This window comes from Ralstonia sp. PBBBR1, assembly GCF_002256165.1.
Taxonomy (GTDB): domain Bacteria; phylum Pseudomonadota; class Gammaproteobacteria; order Burkholderiales; family Burkholderiaceae; genus Ralstonia; species Ralstonia thomasii.
In genome coordinates this window covers 123,284-143,198 of the sequence record NZ_NKIL01000007.1, presented here as the reverse complement: position 1 = coordinate 143,198, position 19,915 = coordinate 123,284, and the positions used below count along the sequence as shown (strand labels likewise).

Below are 19,915 nucleotides of genomic sequence, written 5' to 3'. Positions count from 1 at the left end.
CCCGAAGTCACATCAGACCGTTGCCGGTTCGGGCTGCAGTGCAGTGGTTTGCGTCTGGGCGCTGACCAACGTCTGTGGCCATATTTCTGCCAGGCGCAGCAGGTTGGTTGACCCGGCCTGACCGAACGGCATGCCCGCCGTGATGGCGATCTGGTCGCCCGACACGGCAAAGCCTTCACGCGCGGCGGCGCGGCACGCCGCGTCCACCATCTCGTCGACATTGCTCACATCGGGGCTGACCGTGCTATGCACGCCCCACGCGATCGCCAGCCGGCGCGCCGTATCCAGGCGCGGCGTGATGCTGACGATGGGCGCCAGTGGCCGCTCGCGTGCGGCGCGCAGGCTCGTCTTGCCGCTGGACGTGTAGGTGACGGTGGCCACTGCGCCGAGGATGTGCGTCACGTCACGCAAGGCCGCGCAGATGGCGTCCTGCCGGGTCGGCAGCGGCGGTTGATGCTGCGCGTCGATCAGGTTGCGGTAGAGCGGGTCGCGTTCGGTCTCGGCAATGATGCGGTTCATGATGCTGACCGCCGCCACCGGATGCTTGCCGCTGGCCGACTCGGCCGACAGCATCACGGCATCGGTGCCGTCGTACACGGCGCTGGCCACGTCGGAGGCTTCGGCACGCGTCGGCACTGGCGCTTCGATCATCGATTCCAGCATCTGCGTGGCCACGACCACCGGCTTGCCGTGCTGGCGCGCCATGCGCAGGATGCGCTTCTGCACGCCGGGCACGCGCTCGGGCGGCAGCTCGACGCCCAGATCACCACGCGCCACCATCAGCGCGTCGGAGGCCTGCACGATGTCTTCCAGATGCAGCAGCGCTGCGGGCTTCTCGATCTTGGAGAGCAGCCCGGCGCGGTCGCCAATGATCTCGCGTGCGGCGATCACATCTTCGGCGCGCTGCACGAACGACAGCGCAATCCAGTCCACACCCAATGACAGCGCGAAGTCCAGATCGCGCAGATCTTTCTCGGTGAGCGCGGGAATGGGAATCACGGCATCCGGCACATTCACGCCCTTGCGGTCGGACAGCGGGCCGCCATCGACCACGCGCGTGACGATGGCCGTCGGGTCGGCGGCTTCCACGGCTAGGCGGATCTTGCCGTCGTCCAGCAACAGCGACTGGCCCGGCGCGGTAGCGGCGTACAGATCCGGATGCGGCAGATGCACGCGCGTGACATCGCCCGGCGTCGGATCGCGGTCGAGCACAAAGCGATCACCGTTCTTGAGCACGACGCGGCCGTCGGCAAACGTGCCGATGCGCAACTTCGGGCCTTGCATGTCTGCGAGGATGCCGATGGGGCGGCCGGTCTCGGCCTCCACCGCGCGCACGGTGTCGTAGCGCTTGCGGTGGTCTTCGTGCGAGCCGTGGCTGAAGTTCAGGCGGAAGACGTCTGCGCCGGCGTCGAAGAGGGCGCGGATGGTGTCTTTGTCGCTGCTGGCGGGGCCTAGGGTGGCTAGGATTTTGGTATTGCGGAAGCGGCGCATCGTTGATGGCTCCGGTGGCTGGCTATTGCTTGCTGCGTTTGCGGACCTTGGTGGTCCATCTCCCTTTCACCCCCTGCCGGGGGCGACTCACTTTCTTTGTCTTGCCAAAGAAAGTCAGCAAAGAAAGGCGCGCCCGAGATGGCGACCCCTTCCTTGAATTTGTGTAACCGGGCGGAGACGGGGAAAACTCGCTTCGCTCAGACAGTTTCCCCGTCCTTGTTCCGCCCGCTTACACAAATTCAAGGCGCCATCTAGGGCGGGAACGTCAACGGCCGAACCGTTGGTATGCGTGCCCGAGTGGCTCTTGATTGGTGCTGTTTCTGCTCGCTTTGCTTCGCGTTGTGCTGCTGGTGCCTACTGCCCTTGTGGTCGATGGTTTGGCCGTTGGAGCCCTAGATGGCGCCTTGAATTTCTGTTGCAGAGAGGAAAAAGGAAGGGAAACTGTCTGAGCGAAGCGAGTTTTTCCCTTCCCCTCTCTGCGACATAAACTCAAGGAATCTTTCGCCATCTCGGGCGCGCCTTTCTTTGCTTACTTTCTTTGGCAAGACAAAGAAAGTGAGTCAGCCCCGGCAGGGGATGAAACAAGGGATGAACCACAAAACTAAAACCCCCAATCCACCCCTCGCCCAAAAAATTAGCCAGTAATCAAAATCGCCCGAAAATCATTCACATTCGTCCGCGTAGGCCCAGTCACAATCAAATCCCCCAACGCATCAAAGAACCCATACCCGTCGTTGTTGTCGAGCAATTGCTTCGGCTTCAACCCAAGCGCTTCAGCACGCGCCAGGCTATCCGGCGTAAGAATCGCCCCAGCGTTGTCTTCGGACCCATCGATGCCATCGGTATCGCAAGCAATCGCATACACACCCGGCAGGCCATCCAACGCCACGCCCAGCGCCAGCAGGAACTCGGCATTGCGCCCGCCGCGGCCGCTACCGCGCACCGTCACGGTCGTCTCACCGCCCGACAGAATCACGCACGGCTTGGTGAACGGCTGATTGCGCGCCACAATCTGCCGCACGATGCCGGCGTGGACTTCGGCCACATCGCGTGCTTCGCCTTCAATGCTGTCCGACAGGATGTGGGCCTCATAACCGAGTGCGCGTGCCTGTGCGGCCGCCGCCTCCAGCGCGTGCTGAGCCGTCGCGATGACGTGGCTGCGATGGCCTTCGAAACGTGCATCGCCGGGTTTGGGCGTTTCGCCCGCGCCGGTTTCCAGATGACGGCGCACCGCTTCGGGCACGTCGATGCCGTACTTGTCGATCACGGCCAGCGCATCCGCGCAGGTGGTGGCGTCGGGCAGCGTCGGGCCGCTGGCGATGAGCGTCGGGTCATCGCCGGGAATATCGGAGATCAGCAGCGTCTCGACGCGTGCCGGTGCGCATGCCAGCGCCAGGCGCCCGCCTTTGATCGACGACAGGTGCTTGCGCACGCAGTTCATCTCGGCGATGCTGGCGCCGCTCTTGAGCAGCGCGCGGTTGACGGACTGCTTGTCGGCCAGCGTCAGGCCCTCCGCCGGTGCAGCCAGAAGGGCCGAGCCACCGCCCGAGATCAGGCACAGCACGAGGTCGTCTTCCGTCAAACCATCGAGCAGGCCGACCATGCGTTGCGTAGCGCGTTGGCCGGCTGCATCGGGCACCGGGTGCGAGGCTTCCACCACTTCGATACGGCCTTGTGTGCCAGGCGCGCGGCCGTGCTCGTAACGCGTGACGACCAGGCCAGACAGCTCGCCCTTCCAGTGCTGCTCCACCGCCTCGGCCATCGCCGCTGCGCCTTTGCCGGCGCCGATGACGATGGTGCGGCCACGCGGCGGTTCAGGCAGGAATGCCGGCAGGCATTGCGCAGCGCTGACCGCAGCCACCGCAGTATCAAACAAGCCGTGCAGCAACGCGCGCGGCGACGGATTGGGCAAGGCAGCGCGCAGGGCGGCCTGGGCAGACTGGTCGTGGTGCATGGCAGAAAGCAGGGAGACAGCAAAAAGACTGCCGCCGCCCGAAGGCTGCGACAGTGCACACAACTTAGGCGCGCATTCAGGCGATGTCGTGGTTCGACATGATCTCGATCGCGCGGCACAGGGCCGAATGATCTTGCTTGCCCATGCCGTTGGCGGCGCAGGTGTTGAACAGCTCCTGCGCGGTGGCCGTGTTCGGCAGGGCCACGCCCAGCGTCTTGGCGCCCTGCAGGGCCAGGTTCAAGTCCTTCTGGTGCAGCTCGATGCGGAAGCCCGGGTCGAACGTGCGCTTCACCATGCGCTCGCCGTGCACTTCAAGAATGCGCGACGCAGCGAAGCCGCCCATCAGTGCCTGACGTACCTTTGCGGGATCGGCACCCGCCTTCGATGCAAACAGCAGCGCTTCCGACACGGCCTGGATGTTCAGCGCCACGATGATCTGGTTGGCCACCTTGGTGGTCTGGCCGTCGCCGTTGCCGCCGACCAGCGTGATGTTCTTGCCCATCAGGTTGAACAGCGGAGCAACGCGGTCGAACGCAGCCTGCTCACCGCCCACCATGATCGTCAGCGACGCAGCCTTCGCGCCCACTTCGCCACCCGACACCGGAGCGTCCAGGTATTGCGCGCCGGTCTTGTTGATGCGCGATGCGAAGTCCTTCGTCGCAATCGGCGAGATCGAACTCATGTCGACGACGATCTTGCTGGCAGCAGCGTCCTTGCCGGCATCCTTCAGCGCCTTGGCGACGCCCTTCTCGCTGAACAGCACGGCTTCAACGTGCGGGGTGTCCGGCACCATGATGAAGATGATGTCGGCGCGCTTGGCGACTTCTTCCGCGCTCGTGCAGACCGTCACGCCGGCTTCCACCAGCGCGGCGGGTGCCGGGTTGACGTCGTGCACGAAGAGCGTGTGGCCTGCTGCGCGCAGGTGGCCTGCCATGGGGGCGCCCATGATGCCGAGGCCGATGAAACCGAGGTTGAGATTGTTTGCCATGGTGAGGGATCTCCTTGGTTTGAATGTGTTGGTGGTTCGTGGTTCGTGGTTTGGACCTTGGTGGTCCACTCCCTTTCACCCCCTGCCGGGGGCGACTCACTTTCTTTGTCTTGCCAAAGAAAAGTAAGCAAAGAAAGGCGCGCCCGAGATGGCGACACCCTCCTTGAATTTGTGTAACCGGGCGGGGAAGGAGGCAAACGCTGCGCTCAAACAGCCTCCTTCCTTTTTCCGCCCGCTTACACAAATTCAAGGCGCCATCTAGGGCAAGGTACGGCCACACAATCTGTGTGCTGTCCTAGGTGGCTCTTGTTCGTTGCGGTGTTGCTCGCTTTGCTTCGCGTTGTGCTGCTGATTCCTACTGCACTCGTGGTCGATGGTTTGGCCGTTGGAGCCCTAGATGGCGCCTTGAATTTCTGTTGCAGGGAGGAAAAAGAGGGGAGGCTGTTTGAGCGAAGCGAGTTTGCCTCTCCTCCCTCCCTGCGACATAAATTCAAGGAATCTTTCGCCATCTCGGGCGCGCCTTTCTTTGCTTACTTTCTTTGGCAAGACAAAGAAAGTGAGTCAGCCCCGGCAGGGGATGAAACAAGGGATGAACCGCCCCGCCGGAACAAGGCAAACAAAAAATCAAGCAACGTTGTGAGCAGCGCGCCAGCCCAAGCCTTCCACAGTCCCAGCCTTAGGCTTGTACTCACACCCAATCCACCCGGCGTAACCAATCTCATCGAGCCATTTGAACAAGAACTGATAGTTAATCTCACCAGTCCCCGGCTCATTGCGCCCAGGGTTGTCCGCCAACTGCACATGCTTGATCTTGTCCAGATGGCGCTTCAGCGTGCTTGCCACCTCGCCCTCCATCCGTTGCATGTGATAGATGTCGTACTGCACGTACAGGTTGGACGCGTCCACGTCGTTGATCAGATCCAGCGCCTGCTGCGTGCGGTTCAGGTAAAAGCAGGGAATATCAAACGTGTTGATCGGCTCGATCAGCAGATCGATCTTCTCGGCCTTCAGCGCCTTCGCCGCAAACTTCAGGTTCTCCACCAGCGTCTTGCGCGCAGCGTCTTCGCTCACGCCTTCGGGGCGAATGCCCACCAGGCAATTGAGCTGGCGCGCGCCGAGCACCTTGGCGTACTTGATGGCTTCGCCCACGCCGTCCTGAAACTCGCTCACGCGGTCCGGCAGGATGGCGATGCCGCGCTCGCCGCCGTCCCAATTGCCGGCCGGTAGGTTGTGCAGGACCAGGTCGAGTTGAAAACGGTTCAGGCGATCGGCAATCTGGTCGGCATGGAACGTGTAGGGAAACAGGAACTCCACACCGCGGAAGCCCGCACGCGCGGCGGCTTCGAAGCGGTCGAGGAAGGCCTGCTCGTTGAACAGCATGGTCAGGTTGGCTGCCAGCTTTGTCATGGTTTCTCCTGTTATCGGACGGTGAGGGAATAGCGCGCCGTCTTTATGCGGTGGCGCCTTCGGCTTCCGTGAGGGTGTCTTCCAGGTCGAGCACCTCTTCAAACTCGACCACGTTGTCGATCTCGGTGCCCATCGCGATGTTGGTCACGCGCTCGAGAATCACTTCCACCATCACCGGCACCGAGAACTCGGCCATCAGCAGGCGGGCCTGCGCAAAGGCGGGTTCGATGTCTTCGGGCTTGAACACGCGGATCGCCTTGCAACCCAGGCCTTCGACCACCTTCACGTGGTCGACGCCGTAGCCGTTCAGCTCGGGCGCGTTGACGTTGTCGAAGGCGAGCTGGACGCAGTAGTCCATGTCGAAGTTGCGCTGCGCCTGGCGGATCAGGCCCAGGTACGAGTTGTTCACCACCACGTGGATGTACGGCACCTTGAACTGCGCGGCCACCGCCATCTCTTCGATCATGAACTGGAAGTCGTAGTCACCCGAGATGGCGACCACGTCGCTGTTGGGCGATGCCACCTTCACGCCGATGGCGGCGGGAATGGTCCAGCCCAGCGGGCCTGCCTGGCCGCAGTTGATCCAGTGGCGCGGCTGGTTGACCGACAGGAACTGCGCGGCAGCGATCTGCGACAGGCCGATCGTGCTCACGTAACGCACCGAGTTTTCCCCCTTCTGCGGGAAGTACTGGTTCATCTCGCGGTACACGCGCTGCGGCTTGATGGGCACGTTGTCGAAGTCGGAGCGGCGCAGCATCGTGCGCTTGCGCTTCTGCACGTCGGCGTTCCAGCTCTTGCGGCACGGCAGCTTGCCGGCGGCCTTCAGCTCGCGCGCGACTTCAATGAACTTCTCCAGTGCCGCCTTGGCGTCCGACACGATGCCCAGGTCCGGACCGAACACGCGGCCGATCTGGGTCGGTTCGATATCGACGTGAATGAACTTGCGGCCCTTGGTGTAGACGTCGACGCTGCCCGTGTGGCGATTGGCCCAGCGGTTGCCGATGCCGAACACGAAGTCCGACGCCAGCAGCGTGGCGTTGCCGTAGCGGTGCGACGTCTGCAGGCCGACCATGCCGGCGTTGAGCGGGTGGTCGTCGGCGAGCACGCCCCAGCCCATCAGGGTCGGGACGACGGGCACGTTCACCAGCTCGGCAAACTCGACCATCAGCTTGGCCGCATCAGCGTTGATCACGCCGCCGCCGCACACCAGCAGCGGGCGCTCGGCCTGGCACAGCATCTCGATGGCGCGCTCGGCTTGGGCACGCGTGGCCGCGGGCTTGTAGACCGGCAGCGGGCTGTACGTGTCGGGGTCGAATTCAATCTCGGCGACTTGCACGTCGAACGGCAGGTCGATCAGCACCGGGCCCGGACGACCCGAGCGCATCAGGTGGAACGCCTGCTGGAACACGCGCGGCACCAGCGCCGGCTCACGCACGGTGACGGCCCACTTCGTGACCGGCTTGGCGATCGACTCGATATCGACGGCCTGGAAGTCTTCCTTGTACAGGCGGGCGCGGGGTGCCTGCCCGGTGATGCACAGGATGGGAATCGAGTCTGCCCAGGCCGAGTACAGGCCGGTAATCATGTCGGTGCCGGCAGGGCCCGACGTGCCGATGCACACGCCGATGTTGCCGGGTTCGGCACGGGTATAGCCCTCGGCCATGTGCGAGGCGCCTTCGACGTGACGCGCCAGCACGTGGTCGATGCTCCCGGCGCGACGCAGGGCCGAGTACAACGGGTTGATGGCGGCACCGGGCACGCCGAAGGCCGTGGTGATGCCTTCTTTTTCCATCACCGCAACTGCGGCATCAATCGCTCTCATCTTCGGCATGGGGTGTCTCCAGGAAGGGGAAGGTGGGAATACGTTGGAGTTGATCCTATTCCCGCATGCCGATATGGATAAACGCAGATTTCGTCAGTTGATTGCTAACTCTGAATACCGAATTATTTTGCGTGCTGCACCAATCCGAGCGGATCAAGGTGCGGAAGAACGGCACCACTAAGCCGTTTCGGAGAGTTTTTGTGCATCGCAAAAATTCTGCCCGGCGCCCGCGCATCGATCACATCGTCACTCATCATTTCTGTCATTCGTCACAAGTGATATGCGCCAGAAAGTCGCAATCCAGGTACGGAATGCTCACTAAAATGGTCAGACATTGCGAACTGGAATGATGGAATGGACAAGCTCAAGCAGATCGAAGCGTTCATCGCCGTGGTGGAGCACGGCAGCATGGCCGCCGCCGCGCTCACGCAGGATGTGACGCCCGTCATGATCGGCCGCCGCATCAACGCGCTGGAAGCCCGCCTTGGCGTGAAGCTGCTGCACCGGTCCACCCGCCGCATTGCGGTGACGGAGCAGGGCGCGGTCTTCATGGAACAGTGCAAGAAGGCGCTGGGCGAGCTGGACCGTGCGGAGCTGCTCGTTGCCGAAGGCCGCCACAAGGCCACCGGGCACCTTATCGTCTCGGCCCCCGCAGCGTTCGGCCGCAAACACGTCGCGCCGCATGCGCCGGACTTCCTGCGTGCCAACCCCGACGTGCGCATCTCGTTCAACCTGACCGACCGCGTTGTCGACCTCGTGCGCGAAGGCTACGACGTGGGCATCCGCATTGGCGGCGCGATTGATCCGAACTTCGTGGCGATCCGCCTGGCGTCGAATAAGCGTGTGGTGTGCGGCACGCCCGCGTACTTCGCCAAGCATGGCGTGCCGCGCACGCTCGATGATCTCGCGCGCCACAACTGCCTAGCCTTTAACCTGCAGGGCGGGCAGCAGCGGGGCTGGTATTTCCAGCAGAACGGCAAGGCCGTCACCGTAAAGGTGAACGGCAACCTCGACTGTAACGATGGTGAGTTGCTGCACCGCTGGATGGGTGAAGGCCTGGGTCTGGGCTGGCGCTCAACGTGGGAGATCCAGCCGGAGCTGGAATCCGGCGCGCTGATGACGGTGCTGGACGACTACGCGCTGCCCGACTACGACATCCTCGCCGTGTACCCGCAGCAACGGCCGGTGCCGGCAAAGATCCGGTTCTTTATCGAGCATCTGAAGACCGTGTACGGGCAGGCGGGGTATTGGTCGCGCACGCGTTAGTTGAGCGTGCGGAAATGGATGACGGTTCCTAAACTGTTCATTAGACGCATCGCGACTGGCGGGCTCAATGCCGGAGACTGAAGATGCTACGCAGAACTGCAGTTGTCGGCGCTCTCATGCTCAGCACCTCCGCCCTGGCGTGCGATCTGACCGGGCTTGAGCACCCGCTGGTGTTCTCGCCCGGCGACTCTGCACTGCCGACCACCGAAATCCTGAAACTGGCGGAATGGGATTCGCAGCTCAAAGACGATTTTCGCAGCGGCGGCAAGTACCGGGTGCGCTTGCAAGAGGCGTCCGAGCCTGCTCCCGACCCAGAGCTGGCAGTGCTGCGCCTCAGGAGCATCCAGGCCGTGCTGGACGCTGTCGGAATCGAGGGCGACAAAGTCGAGTCGTCGGAAGCCGATACGCATCTACGTGCCGCGGAACGGGAGGGTGTCGCCCCCAAAATGCCGACAGCCGCCTACGTCGTTTTCCAACCGGACTGCCAGAGCCCGTGTTGCACGGGCTCCACGCCCGCCGCTCCGCTCGCTCCCGCGCGATAAACGCTAGGTAATTGCCACACGCCCCTGCGTCAAATCCCGCAACGCGACGCGCGCAGCCGCCTCGTCCGTCACCGGCAACCGCACCGTCAGCGTGACGCCCGCATCGTACGCAGCATCGACGAGCGTGTAGGCGCCATCGTCGATCCAGCGACGGATGCGCGCCTCATCGGCGTAATCGGTGACGAGGGTCAGCGTGGTGCTGGCGACGCGCTCCACGCGTTCGGCGTGCATGAGGGCGGTGGCGATGGCGTCCGTGTAGGCGCGCACGAGGCCGCCCGCGCCGAGCTTGACGCCGCCGAAGTAACGCACCACGGCGCCCAGCGTGCCGTCCAAGTCGTGATGGCGCAGCACTTCCAGAATGGGGCGGCCCGCCGTGCCGGAGGGTTCCCCGTCATCGGACATGCCCGACTGGCCGCCCGCCAGGAGCGCCCAGCAGACGTGCGTGGCAGCGGGGTGTTCGGCGCGCAGGCGTGCAATGACGTCCATGGCGGCGGCTCGGTCTTCGACTGGCACGGCCAACCCGATAAAGCGGCTCTTCTTGATTTCCAGCTCGGCAGAAACCGGCGCGCGCAGCGTATACGTCGGCACGCGCGGTCAGGCGAGGAGGGCGGCTACGAGATCTGTCGCACGGCCGCCCGGCGATTCGAACTTGAGTGACGCCTCGGTGTGCGCCATGTGCTCTTCCATCAGGGCGATAGCGCCTTCCACGTCACCGCGCTTGGCGGCGTCCAGGAGAGCTGTGTGCTCCTCCGATGAACGCACGGCGTCGTACGTCGACTGATACATCATCGTGATCACCGAGCTGCGGGCGGAAAGCTCGTACAGCATTTCCTTGAGCACGCTGTTCCCGACCACGTCGGCCATCAGGAGGTGAAAGTCGGCCATCAGGCGATTGCGGCGCGGGACATCCGACAGGTCGCCGCTGGCCGCCACCTTGTGCTCTTCGGCCAGGTGCTTTTCCAGCCGCTTGTAATCGGCGGGGGTCGCTTTGGCGATGAACTCGCGCACCAGCGCAACCTCCAGCACGCGGCGCACCGCAAAGACCTCGCGCGCCTCGGTCTCGTCGGGTTTGGCCACGAAGGCGCCCCGATCGGGCTCCATGCGGATCAGCTTGTCCTTGGCCAGCATCAGCAGCGCTGCGCGAATCTTCGTGCGGCTGACGTGGTAGACCCGCGCCAGCGCCTCTTCGCGCAGCTTGGTGCCCGGCGGCAGCCGATGCGCGACGATCGCCTGGGCGATGTCATCGGCAATGCCTTCGGAGGAGATGTCGGCGGCGGTGGTTTCAGTCATGGCGCCGATTTTACCGCCGTCCGACAACAGCGCCGCTTCAGGCATGCGGCAGCGTATGGGCTGCAGGTGCCGCAACGCCAAGGCCGTGCGGAATCGCTTCGCCTTCCTCGGTGATGTCGATCTTGCCGTCGAGCACCGCATTGGCACGCACCCGGTCGATATCCTTTTCCCACGCGGCGATGACGACCGTGGCGACGCAGTTGCCGATCAGGTTGCCCAGCGCACGGGCAATGCCGATGAACCAGTCGACGGAGAGCACCAGCACCAGGCCGATCGCCGGAATGGCCGGAATGACCGACAGCGTAGCTGCCAGAATCACGATGGCCGAACCCGGAATGCCGTGCGCGCCCTTGGACGTGACGAGCGCCACGCCCAGGATCAACAGCAGATCCTGCAGCGCCAGCGGCGTATTGGTCGCCTGCGCGATGAACACGGCGGCCAGCGTCAGGTAGATCGAAAACGCATCGAGGTTGAACGAGTAGCCGGTCGGGATGACAAGGCCGACCACCGAGCGCTTGATGCCCATCTTCTCCAGCTTGTTCATGATGGACGGCAGCACCGCGTCGGACGAGGCCGTGCCCAGCACTACCAGCAGTTCGGCGCGCAGGAAGCGGATCAGCTTGAAGATGTTGAAGCCCGCCAGGCGCAGGATCGTGCCGAGCACCACCACCACGAAGATCGCCACGGCTGCATAGAACAGCAGCACCAGGAAGCCCAGTTGCTTGAGCGAACCTGCGCCGTACTTGCCGACGGTAAAGGCCACCGCGCCCAGCACGCCCAGCGGCGCCAGGCGGATGATCACGGCCATCATGCGGAACAGCACATGCGAGAGCTGATCGATCAGGTTGACCAGCGGCTTGGTCCGCTCTCCCAGCAGCGAGAGGGAGCAGCCGAACAGGATCGACACCAGCAGCACCTGCAGGATGTCGCCCTTCACAAAGCCGCTGACGAACGTATCGGGAATCAGCTTGAGGAAGAACGCTGCAACGCCGGTCGATTCCACCTGCTTGGCGGTGGTCATGTACGACGCCATGGCCGCCGGATCGAGCGATTTCGGATCCACATTCATGCCGTGGCCCGGCCCGAACAGATAGGCCAGCGCAATGCCCAGCGCCAGCGCGATCGTCGTGACGATTTCAAAGTAGATGACGGCCTTGCCGCCCACGCGCCCGACCTTCTTCAGCTCGCCGGCGCCGCAGATCCCCACCACCACGACGGAGAAGACGATCGGCGCGATCAGCATCTTGATCAGCTTCAGAAAACCATCACCGAGCGGCTGCAGCTTCTGCGCAAATTCGGGCGCCCAGATGCCCAGCGCGATGCCCACCGCCAGGGCAATCAAAACCTGCCCGAACAACGGGCGCGTAAAGCGTTGCATGGTGAATCCTCCTTTGGATTACGGGTGTCTCAAGCCGCGCCCAATCGTCTAGTTCGGGTTGCTGCGATTGTTGTCACGGCTTTGTTTCGCTCACTGGATTGCAACGAATTGTTGCGACGAATTGTCGAGCGTTGACGGCATCATAGGCGATCCAATTTTTGTATGCAATTTTTGAATTCACATGCTAGGATCGACCCATGCAGTCCCGCGAAGCCTTGTGCTTCCGCCGTTTACGCTGCACTTCCGGCGTTCCCATCGCCACAGTTTCGAGTGTCCTGACTCGCCGTTTTTGTTCGATGGGCCGGCCGTATAACATCCAGAGACAAACACCAAGGAGTTCCACATGGCGATGCCTACGCTCGATCCGAACGCGCCGGATTTCACGCGCCGATATCCGAACCTGGCGGACCCCCGCCTTGGCGCCGAGGCCACGTTCGCGACCGACGAATTCTTCGCACCGAAAGACCGCATGCTCAATCCCGAGCCGGCGGTGTTCATTCCCGGCAAGTACGACGACCACGGCAAGTGGATGGATGGCTGGGAAACGCGTCGCCGCCGCAATGGTGGCTATGACCACTGCATCGTCCGCCTGGCCCGCCCGGGCGTCGTGAAGGGTGTGGACATCGACACCAGCCACTTCACAGGCAACTTTCCGCCGGCCGCTTCCATCGAAGCTGCCTATCTGCCGGATGGCGAGCCGACCGATGCCACACAGTGGACTGAAATCGTTCCGTCGACCACGCTGCAAGGCAACAGTCACGCCTACGTGGCCGTGGCCAGCACGCAAGCCTTCACGCACCTGCGCCTGAACATCTTCCCGGATGGCGGCATCGCGCGCCTGCGCGTCTACGGCCAGCCGCAGGTCGACTGGAAGGGCGCGGACCGCACCAAGCTGTTCGACCTGGCCGCCATGGAAAACGGCGCCTACGTGGTCGAAGCGAACAACGAACATTTTGGGCCGGCCTCCCGCATGCTGATGCCGGGCCGTGGCGTGAACATGGGCGATGGCTGGGAAACGCGCCGCCGCCGCGAACCGGGCAACGACTGGTGCGTGATCGCCCTGGCCAACCCGGGCCGCATCCGCAAGATCGAAGTCGACACCGCCCACTTCAAGGGCAACTTCGCTGACCGCGTTTCCATCCAGGCCGCCCGCGTGGTGGGCGGCACCGACAGCTCGCTGAAGACGCAGGCGATGTTCTGGCAAACGCTGCTGCCCGAGCAGAAGCTGCAGATGGATCTGCAGCACTACTACGAAGCGGAAATCGCCGACCTGGGCATCGTCACGCACGTGCGCTTCAACATGTTCCCGGACGGTGGTGTGTCGCGTCTGCGCCTGTGGGGGGTGCTCGAATGAGCCAAGAAACCGCCGCACGCATCGCGCTGACCATCGAGCCGCTCACGCGCGAAGCCTTTGCGCCGTTCGGCGATGTGATCGAGCTGGAAGGGGCCAAGCAATTCCCCATCAACCAGGGCACGACCATCCGCTTTCATGACCTCGCCAACGTCGATGTGGGCGAGGGCGGCCGCGCGCTGATCAGCCTGTTCCGTGGCCAGCCGCGTACGCTGCCGTTCGAGATCAAGATGCTGGAGCGCCACCCGCGAGGCAGCCAAGCCTTCATCCCGCAGAACGACAAGCCGTATCTGGTGGTTGTGGCGCCGGCCGGCGAGCTGGATTCGTCCAAGCTGCGCGCGTTCGTCTCGCGTGGCTGGCAAGGCGTGAACTATGCGCGTGGGGTGTGGCATCACCCGCTGCTGGCCCTGGGCGAGGTGAGCGATTTCATCGTCGTCGACCGCGGTGGCGAAGGCCACAACTGCGACGAGCAAGACCTGGCCGAATCGGTGTGGTTGACCGCCGAGGCCATGCAGGCCGCGCTGTAAGCATCGCATCATCGGTGCCGATCCTGAGCCCCCGCACAACGGGGGCTCAGTCACTTTCAATCTCCGTTCCACCACAATCAGCGAGATATCGACATGACCCAGGCTCAACTCGCCACCCCCGGCATCGATGCGGACATCCGCGCGTTTGTCGAGGCCGCGCACGCGCAGCAGATTGAATTCCTGCGCGAGCTGGTGAAGGTGCCGTCGGACAACCCGTCCGGCGATTGCGCTCCGCATGCCGTGCGCGCCAAGGCGCTGCTGGAGGCGCTGGGCCTGACGGTCGAGGCGCATGCCGTGCCGCAGGCGCAGGTACGTGCCGCCGGCATGGTCAGCGCCACCAACCTGATCGTGCGGCACACCTTCGGTAGCGGCGGCCCCACGGTTGCCATGAACGCACACGGCGATGTCGTCCCGCCCGGCCTTGGCTGGACGCACGATCCGTACGGCGGCGAGACCGTCGAGACCGAACACGGCCCCACCATGTTCGGCCGCGGCGTGGCGGTGTCCAAGTCGGACTTCGCCACGTACACGTGGGCGCTGCTTGCGCTGATCGACGCGGAAAAGCGCGGCGCGAAGCTCAATGGCACCGTCGAACTCCATTTCACCCACGACGAAGAAACCGGCGGCGATATCGGCCCGAAGTGGCTGCTGGATCAGGGCTTAAGCAAGCCCGATTACGCCATCTCCGCCGGCTTTGCCTATGGCATCACTTCGGCGCACAACGGCTGCCTGCACGTGCAGGTGACGGTGCGCGGCAAGCAGGCGCACGCTGCCATGCCGCATACGGGCATCGACGCCATCGAGGCAGCCACGCATATCCTGCAAGCCGTGTATGCCTATCGCGCAGAACTCGCAACGCGCAAATCCGCCGTGCCCGGCATCGACCATGCAACGCTCAACGTCGGGTTGATCCAGGGCGGCATCAACACCAACGTGGTGCCCGATCTGGTGACGTTCCGCGTTGACCGCCGGATGATTCCTGAAGAAGCCGGGCGCGATGCAGAAGGCGAACTGCGCGCCGTGATCGAGCGCGCGGCGGCAGAACGGCCGGGGATCGAGGTTTCAGTCGAACGCATTCTCTTGGCAGAGCCGCTTGCCGAACTGCCGGGCGTGGACGCGCTGATTGGCGCGCTGCGACGGAATGCGCTGGCCGTGTTTGGAGGTGATGTGCCGGTGCATGGCGTGCCGCTGTATACCGATGCCCGGCATTACACGGCGCACGGGGTGCCGACGGTGCTGTATGGCGCGGGACCGCGTACGTTGATGGAAGCGCGTGGGCACAACACGGATGAAAACCTGCGGTTGAATGATCTGCGGGGCGCGACTGTGGTGGTGGGGTGCGCTGTGGGGGAGTTATTGGGCGGGTGATTGATATCGCTTGAGGGCGTTGTTGCGGGGTCGGCTTTTGTCGGCCCTTTTGTTCTTTGGGTTTGTGACTTGGTGGTCCACCCCCCTTTCGGTCCCGGCAGGGGATGAAACAGGGGATGGACCAACAGCAAAAAACACGAATCCCCCCCACACCAACCACGAAACCAACAACCAAGTGCCAGCCCGTAAGATTGCAGCACACCCCCACCAAGCCAACGCACAAGCCCCAAAAACCATGCAGATCTACCACAACCCCCGCTGCTCCAAATCCCGCACCGCCCTCGAACAAGCCCAATCCTTCACAGCAAAGCACGGCGAACAGCTCGAGGTCATCGAATACCTGACCACGCCACCCACGCTGGCTGACCTCAAAAAGCTCGCAGCGCAACTCGACACACCGCTGCGCAGCCTGATCCGCGAAAACGAAGACGAATACGCGCAGCTCAATCTGGCCGATGCATCCGACGACGCGCTGCTCAAGGCCATCGCAGCGCATCCGAAGCTGCTGCAGCGCCCGGTGCTCGTGCGCAACGACCGCGCCATCATCGGCCGCACGCCCGAAGCGCTCGATGCATTCCTGAAGTAATTCACCGCGCCCCACAAAGTTGAACGGCCTGCCGATTTCCATCGGACAGGCCGTTCAGGGGTGGCCGTATCTCGCTTTGCGCGAGGGCCGGGGCTGCGTCCGTCAAGACGCGCAAGGGCACCGGTTTATTCCAGGCCCATCCATCGGGCCATTTCTGACCCGAAACCTACTGCCAGCAGGGCGGCAAGCACCACTGCCAGCGCCGCCGCGGTCGAGACCATGGCGACCTTCATGACTTCTGCGTCGTGGTGCGCGTTGCTGTGCGTGTGGTGCAGATGCTGCGCACGCATGCTCAACGGAACCGCCTTCGCAGAGGATTTGCGATGCCAATGCAAGCGCTCCGTCATCGCTCGCAAGTGTTGCGTGTCAAACGCGTCACGGGAAAATCGCACCGCGGTACCTCCCGTTGTTGGCTGATAGCCGACGCCGGCACGCACCGGCGTCGGGGGCACGTGCGGCCCGAAGACGATACGGCAAGCAAATGGCGTATGCGAGTGGCTTTGCTTGTCGGCGCCGGGTGGCGCAGTCGTCTGGTCGCCTCGCACAAACCCAGCGTAGACGGGGGTTTGCGACCCCGCAAGTTGCGTTGCGGCATGGTGCGCGAATCACGCGGGCAAGAGGCAAACCGCGCGCGGGTCTTCGCGAAATGCGTGACGTGTCCGGCGCTCAATCCTGAGCAGATTGCTGGGACACTTGTGCGGCGGCGCGCTCGCCTTCGCGCTTGCGCAGTTCGGCGAGCATGTTGCAGAAGAGCGCGCCTTGCTCTTTTGCGTCATCCAGCGCGATATGCGTGTGCGGCAGCGGGTCGTGCCAGTGCTCGGGGAAGGCCGCTTTGACGTTGCGCCGATACGGCATGCCAGTGAGCGCAAAAGCTAGCGTCTTGATGTCGAGCGCCGCCCAGCCAAACGGCGAGCGCCCTGCAAATCGCATCATGTACCAGAACATGTACGTGAAATCGAAGCCCGCCGGAAACGCCACGAACACGGGCTTGCCGGGCAAACTCTCGATCCATTCCACGTAACGCGGCAGGGCCACCTCGGGCGCTTCGAGGTTCGTGCGGCACGCGGCCCATGCCTCGGGCTGCGTTTTCCACCATTGCATCTGGATCGGGTGGCCTTCTGCGCCCGGCAGCGTTTCAAGGTTCGCTTCAAACGTGCCGACGAGCGTCTTGTCGGCCAGGTACGCCGCGCTGGCAAAGCTCAGCATCGAATGCGGTCCGGGGATGGGGCCGTCGGCCTCGATGTCTGTGCTGACGTAGATTTCGGGCCGCGTGTCGGGCAGCTGGTTGCCCCGCTTGCGGCGGGGCTTGTCGGCCGGCGCAGCGGGCGCGCTGTCGGCGAAGGGGTCGTCGCTCTCGTTGGCGCTGTCCTTGGCGCTGTCGTTGGTGGTCCCGCTCATGCTGAGCCCTCGTTGGCAAACAGGCGGTCAGCAACGTACGGGTTGCTGGCGCGCTCCTCGCCAAAGGTCGAGACCGGCCCATGGCCCGGCACAAAGGTGACGTCGTCGCCGAGTGGCCACAGCTTGGTACGGATCGCGTTGATCAGGTCCGCATGGTTGCCACGCGGAAAATCGGTGCGGCCGATCGACCCCGCGAACAGCACGTCGCCGACGATGGCAACGCGGTCTTGCGCGCTGAAGAACACCACGTGGCCGGGTGTGTGGCCAGGACAGTGGAACACCTGCAGTGTGCGGCCTGCGGCTTCCACGGTGTCGCCGTCTTCCAGCCAGCGGTCGGGCACGAACGCCTTGGCGGGCGGAAAGCCAAAGCGCTGGCTCTGCGCTGGCAGCTGATCGATCCAGAACGCTTCATCCTTCTGCGGCCCTTCGATCGGCACGCCGAGCTGCGTGCGCAGGGCGTCGGCGGCGGCGCAGTGGTCGACGTGGCCATGCGTGAGCAGGATTTTTTCGATGCGCGCGCCGTGTTGCTTGGCGGCAGCCAGGATGCGCTCGATATCGCCGCCCGGGTCGGTGACGGCGGCAGTGCCATCGTCACCAATCAGCAGCGTGCAGTTCTGTTCAAACGGCGTAACGGGGACGACAACGACTTTCATGTGATCTTATGTGCGCATTTGCACGTGGCAGGGATAACCCGATTGTATCGGGCTGAGCCCGCGCCAGCACTGGGCTTGCGGGGTGCGCCGTTACATCGGAAAGAAAATATTACAAAATTGGTGCGAGATGACAGCATGATGTGATCGTTTTAATAGGAAATGTAAATAAACGATCGAAGCATGCATGTTAGACTCGCGGCCATGCTCAAGTTGACCCGTCCGATTTCCAGCCTTCCGGCCGGCCGCACCCTGCGTGCCTGGCTGACGCATGGCACCGCGCTGCTGGTGCTGGCGGGCTGTGCCGCAGTTCCTAGCGAACCGCCCGCGGGCAGGCAATCCGGTCTTCAGGCCAGCAAACCCGCTGCGCCTGCATTGAAGCTGGCCGACCCGCGCGACAACCCCGATGCCTGGGGCACGCTGTCGTTCCGTGGCGTGCCGGATTCGAGCAGCCTCAAGCTCGACGAGAACACCGATACGAGCCCCGGCCTGCGCGCTGACCTCGGCACCTTCGAACAGCGCGGCCTGGCGTCTTGGTACGGCCGCGGCTTCCACGGCCGCCGCACCGCCAGCGGCGAGCGCTTCGATATGCATGCATTCACGGTGGCGCATCCGTCGCTGCCGCTGCAGAGCTGGGTGCTGGTGCGCAATCTCGCCAATGACCGCGTGGTCGTGGCCAAGGTGACCGATCGCGGCCCCTACTATGGCAAGCGCATCCTCGACATGTCGTATGCCGCGGCCAAGCGGCTGGACTTCGTCAAGCGCGGCTCGACGCAGGTGGAAATCCGCCGACTGTCACGGGCGGAAGTTGAAGCGCTGCGCCCTGAGCTGACGCAGACCGATGTCGCCAGCAACGACGGCGATGCCGATGTGGGGGGTGATGAACCCGCACCGGCGAAGAAGAAGGCGATGAAGCGCCGCGCCAAGCACCGCTGAGCCGCTGATTCGGCCACCGTCCTGCCTCAGTCCTTCCCTTCGTTTTTCAACGCCAGCGCGCTCTGATACAGCGTGTCTACCGACGCGCCCGTAATCGCTCCGGCCAGCTTGGCTGCGCGCTTGGCGGGCAGCTCGACCAATAGCAGACGCAAGACCTGATCCGCCGCCATGGCGGTCGGTGCCGCGTCCTGCGCGCCTGCGCCTTCCACGACCAGCACGAATTCACCCTTGCCGTGCGAGGCATCGGCGGCAAGCCATGCGGGCCCATCCGCAGCGGGCAGCACGACGATCTGCTCGAACAGCTTGGTCAACTCGCGGCCGATCAGGATGCGTCGGGCGGGCAGGTGTTCTGCCAACGCGGCGAGCGTGGCCTCGATGCGATGCGGCGCCTCGTACAGAACCCATGCCGGCCCGTGCGTGGCCCATTGGCGGATGGCCGCTTCGCGCTGCCCGGCCTTGGGCGGCAGGAAGCCGACGAAGGTGAACTGCCCGCCGGACGTGTCGAGCAATTCCCCGGCGGCGGAAAGCGCCGTCACCACCGCGCTCGCGCCCGGTAGCGGAATCACGCGCTGGCCTGCAGCGCGCACCGCCTCGACAATGCGCGAGCCCGGGTCCGATACGCCCGGCGTGCCTGCATCCGACACATAGGCGATGCGCTCGCCCTGCGCCAGCCGCGCGACGATGCGCGCAGCGGCCTCGCGCTCGTTGTGTTCGTGCGCCGCGAGCATCGGCCGCGACAGCCCCAGCCGATGGAGCAGTTGCCCGGTATTGCGCGTGTCTTCGCAGGCCACCGCGTCGACGATGCCCAGCACGTAACGCGCCCGCAGCGACACGTCGGCAGCGTTCCCGATGGGGGTAGCCACCACATATAATGCGCCGGCGGGATAGTGCTGGTCGTGCGCCAGCAGGGTCCAGTCAGGATCACTCACGAGAACTTCTCTCTGTTACTTGATTCAAACCG

Annotated in this window: 19 protein-coding genes; 7 read left to right on the top strand and 12 right to left on the bottom strand. The window is 63.9% G+C overall.

The features are described 5' to 3' along the window. Positions 1–12 precede the first annotated feature (12 nt). The 5 genes from pyk to gcl form a co-directional block, all read right to left on the bottom strand. Entirely contained in the window at positions 13–1,491 is a 1,479-nt protein-coding gene (gene pyk / locus CFE42_RS14125; protein ID WP_004628690.1) for a pyruvate kinase, read from the bottom strand. 634 nt (positions 1,492–2,125) lie between these two features. Beyond that, positions 2,126–3,445, bottom strand: a complete 1,320-nt coding sequence (locus CFE42_RS14120; RefSeq protein WP_004628691.1) for a glycerate kinase — start codon at positions 3,443–3,445, stop codon at positions 2,126–2,128. A 76-nt stretch (positions 3,446–3,521) separates the two neighbouring features. Further along, a complete protein-coding gene (gene glxR, locus CFE42_RS14115) occupies positions 3,522–4,502 on the bottom strand; it encodes a 2-hydroxy-3-oxopropionate reductase (RefSeq protein ID WP_274521284.1) in 981 nt (326 codons plus the stop codon). A 555-nt stretch (positions 4,503–5,057) separates the two neighbouring features. Then, positions 5,058–5,840, bottom strand: a complete 783-nt coding sequence (gene hyi, locus CFE42_RS14110) for a hydroxypyruvate isomerase (protein ID WP_004628695.1) — start codon at positions 5,838–5,840, stop codon at positions 5,058–5,060. Between the two features lie 43 nt (positions 5,841–5,883). Further along, entirely contained in the window at positions 5,884–7,671 is a 1,788-nt protein-coding gene (gene gcl / locus CFE42_RS14105) for a glyoxylate carboligase (protein ID WP_004628696.1), read from the bottom strand. Positions 7,672–8,016: 345 nt separating this feature from the next. On the opposite strand from gcl, the gene CFE42_RS14100 reads away from it, so the two are divergent. Beyond that, positions 8,017–8,928 carry a LysR family transcriptional regulator gene (locus tag CFE42_RS14100; protein ID WP_004628698.1) on the top strand — a complete coding sequence of 304 codons (912 nt, stop codon included), beginning with the start codon at positions 8,017–8,019 and terminating at the stop codon, positions 8,926–8,928. Positions 8,929–9,044: 116 nt separating this feature from the next. Further along, positions 9,045–9,470, top strand: a complete 426-nt coding sequence (locus tag CFE42_RS14095; RefSeq protein WP_238563729.1) for a hypothetical protein — start codon at positions 9,045–9,047, stop codon at positions 9,468–9,470. A 3-nt stretch (positions 9,471–9,473) separates the two neighbouring features. Here CFE42_RS14095 and CFE42_RS14090 read toward each other — a convergent pair whose 3' ends face one another. From CFE42_RS14090 to CFE42_RS14080, 3 genes are read right to left on the bottom strand one after another with little or no spacing between them, the layout of a single operon-like run. After that, the gene (locus tag CFE42_RS14090) at positions 9,474–10,058 is read right to left on the bottom strand and encodes a YigZ family protein (RefSeq protein ID WP_004628703.1); all 585 of its coding nucleotides are present in this window, start codon (positions 10,056–10,058) and stop codon (positions 9,474–9,476) included. A gap of 6 nt (positions 10,059–10,064) precedes the next feature. Then, positions 10,065–10,760, bottom strand: coding sequence for a GntR family transcriptional regulator (locus CFE42_RS14085; RefSeq protein WP_024542307.1), 696 nt, complete (start codon positions 10,758–10,760; stop codon positions 10,065–10,067). 37 nt (positions 10,761–10,797) lie between these two features. Then, complete coding sequence (locus tag CFE42_RS14080; protein WP_004628707.1) at positions 10,798–12,138, bottom strand: C4-dicarboxylate transporter DctA; 1,341 nt, start codon at positions 12,136–12,138, stop codon at positions 10,798–10,800. Positions 12,139–12,481: 343 nt separating this feature from the next. Here CFE42_RS14080 and alc point away from each other — a divergent pair, with 343 nt between their 5' ends. The 4 genes from alc (at position 12,482) to arsC (ending at position 15,970) form a co-directional block, all read left to right on the top strand. Beyond that, positions 12,482–13,492: an allantoicase gene (gene alc, locus CFE42_RS14075; RefSeq protein WP_004628709.1), complete on the top strand. Its 1,011-nt coding sequence runs from the start codon at positions 12,482–12,484 to the stop codon at positions 13,490–13,492. Next, on the top strand, positions 13,489–14,016 hold the full coding sequence (locus CFE42_RS14070) for an ureidoglycolate lyase (protein WP_004628711.1): 528 nt from the start codon (positions 13,489–13,491) through the stop codon (positions 14,014–14,016). The genes alc and CFE42_RS14070 overlap by 4 nt, the downstream gene beginning before the upstream one ends. Before the next feature lie 93 nt (positions 14,017–14,109). Next, positions 14,110–15,384: a M20/M25/M40 family metallo-hydrolase gene (locus CFE42_RS14065; RefSeq protein WP_004628712.1), complete on the top strand. Its 1,275-nt coding sequence runs from the start codon at positions 14,110–14,112 to the stop codon at positions 15,382–15,384. Between the two features lie 235 nt (positions 15,385–15,619). Then, positions 15,620–15,970, top strand: a complete 351-nt coding sequence (arsC, locus tag CFE42_RS14060; protein WP_004628713.1) for an arsenate reductase (glutaredoxin) — start codon at positions 15,620–15,622, stop codon at positions 15,968–15,970. A 125-nt stretch (positions 15,971–16,095) separates the two neighbouring features. Here arsC and CFE42_RS23935 read toward each other — a convergent pair whose 3' ends face one another. The 3 genes from CFE42_RS23935 to CFE42_RS14045 form a co-directional block, all read right to left on the bottom strand. Then, positions 16,096–16,362, bottom strand: coding sequence for a hypothetical protein (locus CFE42_RS23935; RefSeq protein ID WP_004628714.1), 267 nt, complete (start codon positions 16,360–16,362; stop codon positions 16,096–16,098). 274 nt (positions 16,363–16,636) lie between these two features. Continuing rightward, positions 16,637–17,368: a hypothetical protein gene (locus CFE42_RS14050; protein ID WP_004628715.1), complete on the bottom strand. Its 732-nt coding sequence runs from the start codon at positions 17,366–17,368 to the stop codon at positions 16,637–16,639. Next, complete coding sequence (locus CFE42_RS14045; RefSeq protein WP_004628716.1) at positions 17,365–18,021, bottom strand: MBL fold metallo-hydrolase; 657 nt, start codon at positions 18,019–18,021, stop codon at positions 17,365–17,367. The genes CFE42_RS14050 and CFE42_RS14045 overlap by 4 nt, the downstream gene beginning before the upstream one ends. Before the next feature lie 201 nt (positions 18,022–18,222). Between CFE42_RS14045 and CFE42_RS14040 the strand changes: the two genes are divergently transcribed. Then, entirely contained in the window at positions 18,223–18,954 is a 732-nt protein-coding gene (locus CFE42_RS14040) for a septal ring lytic transglycosylase RlpA family protein (protein WP_024542308.1), read from the top strand. Positions 18,955–18,980: 26 nt separating this feature from the next. Here the strand turns inward: CFE42_RS14040 and rsmI are convergent, their stop codons facing one another. Continuing rightward, the gene (gene rsmI / locus CFE42_RS14035; protein ID WP_004628718.1) at positions 18,981–19,883 is read right to left on the bottom strand and encodes a 16S rRNA (cytidine(1402)-2'-O)-methyltransferase; all 903 of its coding nucleotides are present in this window, start codon (positions 19,881–19,883) and stop codon (positions 18,981–18,983) included. Positions 19,884–19,915: the final 32 nt, after the last annotated feature.